This is a genomic window from Pseudoxanthomonas sacheonensis, assembly GCF_031455975.1.
Taxonomy (GTDB): Bacteria; Pseudomonadota; Gammaproteobacteria; order Xanthomonadales; family Xanthomonadaceae; genus Pseudoxanthomonas_A; species Pseudoxanthomonas_A sacheonensis_A.
Window position 1 is genome coordinate 1 of sequence record NZ_JAVDTT010000009.1, and the last position, 1,306, is coordinate 1,306.

At 65.4% G+C, this 1,306-nt stretch carries 1 protein-coding gene; it reads left to right on the plus strand.

Going from position 1 to position 1,306, the window contains the following annotated elements:
- Positions 1-2: 2 nt before the first annotated feature.
- On the plus strand, positions 3-1,306 hold a 1,304-nt coding region (xylA, locus tag J2W94_RS18100; protein WP_310096405.1), incomplete at its 3' end, for a xylose isomerase.

The following is a 1,306-nucleotide window of genomic DNA, read 5'->3' on the forward strand; positions in this document are numbered from 1 at the left end:
TCATGAACAAGTCCCCATTCATCGGCAGCAAAGAATATTTCCCCGGTATCGGCCGGATTCCCTTCGAAGGCAAAGGCTCGGACAATCCGCTGGCCTTCAAGGTCTACGAGGCCGACAAACGCATCGGCGGCAAGACCATGGCCGAGCACTTGCGCTTTGCGGTGTGCTACTGGCACACCTTCTGCAACGCCGGCCACGATCCCTTCGGTCCGGGCACCCGCCATTTCCCGTGGGAAGCCGGCGCGCCGCTGGCCACGGCCGAGGCCAAGGTCGATGCGGCGTTCGAGTTCTTCAGCAAGCTGGGGGTGCCGTACTGGTGCTTCCACGATATCGATCTTTCCCCCGATTCCGAAGACATCGGCGAGTACGAGAAGAACCTCAAGCACATGGTCGGCCTGGCCAAGGCGCGGCAGGAGGCGACGGGCACCAAGCTGCTGTGGGGTACGGCGAACCTGTTCTCGCACCCGCGCTACATGAACGGGGCGTCGACCAATCCGGACTTCGCCGTGGTCGCGCGCGCGGGCGTGCAGGTCAAGGCGGCGCTGGAGGCCACCGTGGAGCTGGGCGGTGAGCACTACGTGTTCTGGGGCGGCCGCGAAGGCTACGCCTCGCTGGTCAACACCCAGATGAAGCGCGAGGTCGAACACTTCGCCCGCTTCCTGACCATGGCCCGCGACTATGGCCGCAGCATCGGGCTGAAGGGCAACTTCCTGATCGAGCCCAAGCCGATGGAGCCGATGAAGCACCAGTACGACTTCGACAGCGCCACGGTGGCCGGCTTCCTGCGCCAGCATGGGCTGGAAAAGGACTTCAAGCTCAATATCGAAGCCAACCACGCCACCTTGTCCGGGCACACCTTCGAGCACGACCTGCAGGTGGCCTCGGACCAGGGCCTGCTGGGCAGCATCGACGCCAACCGCGGCAATGCGCAGAACGGCTGGGATACCGACCAGTTCCCGACCGACCTGTACGACACCGTGGGCGCGATGCTGGTGGTGCTGCGCCAGGGCGGGCTGGAAGGCGGGTTGAACTTCGATGCCAAGGTGCGTCGCGAATCGACCGACCTGGAGGACCTGTTCCTCGCCCATATCGGCGGCATGGACGCGTTCGCACGCGGGCTGGAAGTGGCCCATGCGCTGCTGACCGAGTCGCCGTGGGAGCAGTGGCGGGCCGAGCGTTACGCCAGCTTCGACAGCGGGGCCGGCCGCGACTTCGAGCAGGGCAAGCTGGCCCTGGCCGATCTGCGCACGCTGGCGGCCAACAACGGCGAGCCCAAGCAGATCAGCGGCAAGCAGGAGCGTTACGA